This window comes from Nostoc flagelliforme FACHB-838 (genome assembly GCF_014698065.1).
Classification (GTDB): domain Bacteria; phylum Cyanobacteriota; class Cyanobacteriia; order Cyanobacteriales; family Nostocaceae; genus Nostoc; species Nostoc flagelliforme_B.
This window is the reverse complement of the sequence record NZ_JACJSI010000414.1, coordinates 1-5,013: the sequence shown is the minus strand read 5'-3', so window position 1 is coordinate 5,013 and position 5,013 is coordinate 1. Positions and strand designations below refer to the sequence as shown.

The following is a 5,013-nucleotide window of genomic DNA, read 5'->3' as shown; positions in this document are numbered from 1 at the left end:
TAACACGATTAGTTCCGAACAGGTTTTGTTGCAAAAAGCTACAGAAATTCTTCGCCAACATCGAGTCGAAGGGTTACTTGGCTTCGAGCATGAATGCCAGGAAACTATTGTTGAAAAATATGTAGGTCGTGGTCGTGCAACAGATCGTCCTAAGCGTATTAGCAAGAAAATTAGGTATCAAATCAAAACATTACACGTAACGAAAGTGCTATTGCCCAAGCCCAAAAAGCTTTTGGATGGAGAGCTTTTGTTAGCAATGCGCCACTAAGCATCTTATCCATCGAGCAAGCCGTACTGGCGTAATCGAGATGAGTGGATTGCCGAGCGTGGTTTTCATCGTCTCAAGAGTGCATCGCTTTCCATTGCCCGAATGTTTGTTCAACGTGAATACCAGGTTACTGGGCTGATTCATTTACTGAGTTTAGCACTGCGACTGCTGACTTTAATCGAGTTTGTTGTCCGACGACAACTGGAAGCACAGAGCAAAACTTTTACTGGGTTATATCCTGATAACCCCAAAAAACAAACTAATAAACCTACTGCTGAGAGGTTATTACGTGCTTTTTCTAACCTCACTTTGACGATTATTGAAGTCCGAGGTGAACGTTTTGGCTATGTACCACCAATAAATCTTCTACAGCAAGAAATTATTAGCTTACTAGGACTGTCTCCTGATATTTATAGCGGCTTGGTGGATAATTCCTCTTAGTCAAATCCTATTACGCGAACATGAAATATGAAGTTTAACTTAGTTAATTCAAACTCTGGGTAAAGAGCGGATGAATCTTGGATGCAATTGTATGAAAAAAGTATTAACCAAGATTCAATTGATAGTGCTTACTTTTTACAGGTCTGTTGCTAGGCTGGCTCTAATTGCGCTTGAATTAACAATATTTATAAAAGATAAAAATAATTTTTAAATAAATCTAAAGTTTATATAAATGATTTATTAATGAAGTTTTCGATTATAAGTAAATACCTTGGAGAGGATGTGCTAAAAAGGGTTTACAGCAACTATGCTGTAGTTAACATCTGGTCTTGTAAGTTTAGATAATTTATTAAATTTAATTATTAGGTCAAGTCATGAACAAAAAATGGGCTGTCAAACGAATCACGCTAAATCTCGCATCAGTTGAAAGCCAAAAGCTTGAACGATATTGTGCAATGGCAGGTAGACCTGCTACTGATGTGATTCGGGAGTTGATTCGCTCTTTGACAATAACCGATCTGTCAGCGTCTTAACAGACTAAACCATGTAGCTCTGACCCTGTTGTACATAACCATTCTTTACCTAATCCTTGTTAACATGCTAAGAATTCAGCACACAGGAGTCAGAAACCAGAATATACAAGGAATTTATTAAAACTAGGATATTTATTTATCAAGTCTTTCTTTCAATACCTCTCGGTTAAGCTTCTCTGCTTAAAAATCTACTTAGAAGAAAGTGACTGAATGCCTTGAATTTAGTGAGTGCAAATCATGCCGAAATTCTTAACCTAAAAGTATTGGTCTCTGTTTGATTATTTAACTATTCACAATAGCTGAATTCTTACTCCTGAATTCTTACTAAAATATTTTACTCAAACGAAAAATCAAAATATTCCTCACCATTAATTGAAAGTATGCCCAGTCCAACTACCGACTTAGTTCGCTCCTACCTCAAAGAAATTGCTCGCTATCCTCTGCTGACTCCATCTCAGGAAATCTCATTAGCACGACTTATACAACTGATGCTTGGGGTTGAACAAGAGTGCGTAAGCCTTGCACAACGATTAAACCGACAGCCAACTACAAGAGAATTAGCCGCAAATCTTGGTAAAACTGAAGCCGAAGTCAAGTCTATTCTTCACCAAGGGGAACGAGCAAAGCAAAAAATGGTGACTGCTAACCTACGTCTGGTAGTTTCTGTTGCTAAAAAGTACCAGGATCGTAATCTGGAACTTCTTGATCTTATCCAGGAAGGTACGCTCGGTTTATACCGTGGCATTGAAAAATTTGACCCAAATCAAGGTTGCAAACTTTCAACTTATGTCTATTGGTGGATAAAACAAGCAATTACTAGAGCAATTGGTGAGAAGTCTCGCACTATTCGCCTTCCGATTCATGTTGTCGAGAAACTAAGCTCTTTTAAAAAAGTACAAAGAGAACTATCACAATTGAATGGCCGCCAGCCGACTATGGCAGAAATTGCCGAATCCTTGAAAGTCAAGCCAGAAAAAATCCGAGAGTATCTTCAAGTATCTAAACTCCCTCTATCTTTAGAAATGCAAGTCGGCGATCAGCAGGATACCGAATTAAGTGAACTTTTGGCTTCGGAAAATATTTCCCCTTTGGAACAATTAAATTTTTCATTGATGCGCCAGAATATTAAAGAGTTGCTAGCATCGCTGGACCCAATGCAACGAGAAGTAATAACTCTACGTTTCGGGCTAGAAAATGACTATCAACTGACCTTAACTCAAATTGGAGAACGCCTTAACTTAAGCCGAGAACGAATTCGCCAGCTTGAATATAAAGCACTTTCTATTCTTCGCCGTCAAAAAAGTGATATTAAGGAGTATCTTAATTAATTAGAATAACTTTTGTTGCCGTAAATCATTTAAAAAATATATACGGTTTTTGTTCTAAGAAAGCCCAGATGTTCGTTGGAGTATATCAAAGAAACTAGGGTTTTTCATCACAACTTTACATCCGTTGACGCACTAAAATTCAATTGCCTTAAACACACTCAGCCTACACCCTACCCCTCAATACGGTTCGGATAAGCTCTTGAGGTAGGGGAGGAAAAAGAGTTATTGGTCAGTAGTTCTCCTCTCAAGAACAGCTTCTCTCCCCGAACTGCAATGCCAGCCTGCCTCAACCAAGAAATATTCTTAACCGAACCGTATTGCCCTAGCCCCAACAAGATAGCCCAAACTAGGTTTCACTTTTACAAGGGTGACATTCATTCTTGTTACTTTTTACCACTTTGAGTTAGGTTAAGCGAATGAGCGCACTGCTTCACTCACTTTCGTGCGCTCACTCAAAACCTTGAGACAACAAATCATCCTGCTATGTCTTTGCCACTCTTGTAAGTCATAGCTCTGGGTTTTCTTTTCTTGAGAGGGACTACTGATTTCTTGGGTGCTTGTGGCGGACGGCATTGCTCACAGTAGAACGGTCGCACACCAAAGGTTTCTCGTTGTGTGGGTTGTTCACACTGCTTACATACGAAGTTGAAAACGCGAGTATGAATTTCCCGCTTGTGCGCTCTGACGGTGTACTCTCGGACTTCAATAGTTTTGCTGGGCATTGATTAGTAAAGTATCCTTACTTCTTAATAATAGTTTTTCATCTTAGTTCTACAAGATCCGTGCATTATCTGATGGAAGTAATTCTACTTAATCAAATAAATATTTTTGGATGTCATTGTGCTGGCGACGGAGAATGCTTATAGCCTTGACTTGGATTTGACGAATCCGCTCTCGGCTGAGGTTTAGCTCTTTACCAATTTGAGCAAGATTCAAATGCAAATCGTTCTCCAGACCAAAGCTTAAAGTCAACACTTGACGTTGAATTGGTGTCAGTGGTTCTAATAATTTAGCCACGTCTTGGGTGAGGAGTTTTTCTGGTGAAACACCAACGTCTGTTAAAATTTCGCCCAATTCTGTTTCTTGCTCATCTCCGACTTGTTTATTTAAAGAGATGGCTGTGCGAGAGGCACTGAGATATTCTCGAAGTTTATCTGTGCTTATGTTTAATGCTGATGCAATTTCTTCAGCACTAGCATGACGACCGAGTTTTTGAAAGCTTTCTCGCTGCACTTTCTTAATTTTGGTAAGTATTTCAGTGAGGTGAACAGGTAATCTAATAGTGCGGGATTGTTCTGCTATAGCTCTGGTTATTGCTTGACTAATCCACCAGTAGGCGTAGGTTGATAGCCTATAACCTCGGTTGGGATCAAACTTTTCTATACCCCTTTGTAAACCGATTGCTCCTTCTTGGATCAAATCTAAAAATTCCAAATTGCGGTTTTGATATTTTTTAGCAACAGATACTACCAATCGCAGGTTTGCTGTTACCATTTTTTGTTTGGCTTTTTGGCCAAGGTGTAGTGCTGCTCGGACTTGTGCTTCGGTTTTTTCGACAGCATTAGCTAATTGAGTCAAAGTTGCTTCACAGTCTAGCTGTTGGGTGAGTTCATTTTTAGATTGCTCAATGGCAATCATTTCTTGTACCTTTCTACCATAAGCAATTTCTTCCTCTGGCTTTAATAAAGGATACTGACTAATTTCCTGCAAATAGATGCGAACCATGTCGGAACTGAGGCTGGACATACAAACTCAACGCTTTTTTTAACCAGGGGATTTAAAAGTATAACTCAATAAAGTTTTCTATTTTGAAGAACACAAAACACATCACCAATCCAGCCCTGTCTGAAGCAACCTCTGCTTCAACCTTGTGTAGCGCTTTTGGTCATCAGTAGAGCGCACCGCCAGAGATATCGCTTTTTTTGCTCCAACCACGATCGCTAATTTCTTGGCACGGGTCAGCCCGGTGTAAAACAGGTTCCGGGTCAACATCATATAGTGCTGCATATAGATTGGCAAAATCACCACCGGATATTCTGACCCCTGGCTTTTATGAATAGTCACGCACCACGCTAGCGCAATTTCATTGAGGTCAGCGTAATCGTAAACCACAGTCCGCTCACCATATTGCACTGTAACTTCCTGCTCGACAGTATCAATGGTGAGGATTATTCCTAAGTCACCGTTGAAGACTTCGCGGTTGTAGTCGTTGGTCAACTGGATAATCCGTAGACGCTCTTAGCGGCTTGTCGCAGACATCGCCCTCGCGTAACAAATTCCCACCTCTGTTAATCTCCACCTTGTCGGGGGCGGGTGGATTAATCAGCAGCTGTAACACGGTATTAAGATTGCGAGTACCCACAACTCCCCGTGTCATTGGGCAAAGCACTTGGACATCAGTGGCAGGATTAAAACCTAGGCGAGGGAGCAAGTCTGTAATCAA

The 5,013-nt window shown here is 40.3% G+C and carries 4 protein-coding genes and 2 pseudogenes; 3 read left to right on the top strand and 3 right to left on the bottom strand.

The genetic code is table 11. From position 1 onward, the window contains the following. From H6G97_RS56380 to H6G97_RS45240, 3 genes and pseudogenes are all read left to right on the top strand, one after another. Positions 1 to 709, top strand: a pseudogene (locus tag H6G97_RS56380) (IS1634 family transposase); the annotation flags it as partial. Positions 710 to 1,083: 374 nt separating this feature from the next. Next, a complete protein-coding gene (locus tag H6G97_RS45245) occupies positions 1,084 to 1,242 on the top strand; it encodes a CopG family transcriptional regulator (protein WP_190946970.1) in 159 nt (52 codons plus the stop codon). A 380-nt stretch (positions 1,243 to 1,622) separates the two neighbouring features. Continuing rightward, on the top strand, positions 1,623 to 2,570 hold the full coding sequence (locus H6G97_RS45240; protein ID WP_190946969.1) for an RNA polymerase sigma factor, RpoD/SigA family: 948 nt from the start codon (positions 1,623 to 1,625) through the stop codon (positions 2,568 to 2,570). Positions 2,571 to 3,043: 473 nt separating this feature from the next. On the opposite strand, the gene H6G97_RS45235 is transcribed toward H6G97_RS45240, so the two are convergent. The 3 genes and pseudogenes from H6G97_RS45235 to H6G97_RS45225 form a co-directional block, all read right to left on the bottom strand. Continuing rightward, on the bottom strand, positions 3,044 to 3,292 hold the full coding sequence (locus H6G97_RS45235) for a hypothetical protein (protein WP_190946968.1): 249 nt from the start codon (positions 3,290 to 3,292) through the stop codon (positions 3,044 to 3,046). 88 nt (positions 3,293 to 3,380) lie between these two features. Beyond that, the gene (locus tag H6G97_RS45230) at positions 3,381 to 4,316 is read right to left on the bottom strand and encodes an RNA polymerase sigma factor, RpoD/SigA family (protein WP_190946967.1); all 936 of its coding nucleotides are present in this window, start codon (positions 4,314 to 4,316) and stop codon (positions 3,381 to 3,383) included. A gap of 81 nt (positions 4,317 to 4,397) precedes the next feature. Further along, a pseudogene (locus tag H6G97_RS45225) lies at positions 4,398 to 5,013 on the bottom strand (ATP-binding domain-containing protein); the annotation flags it as partial.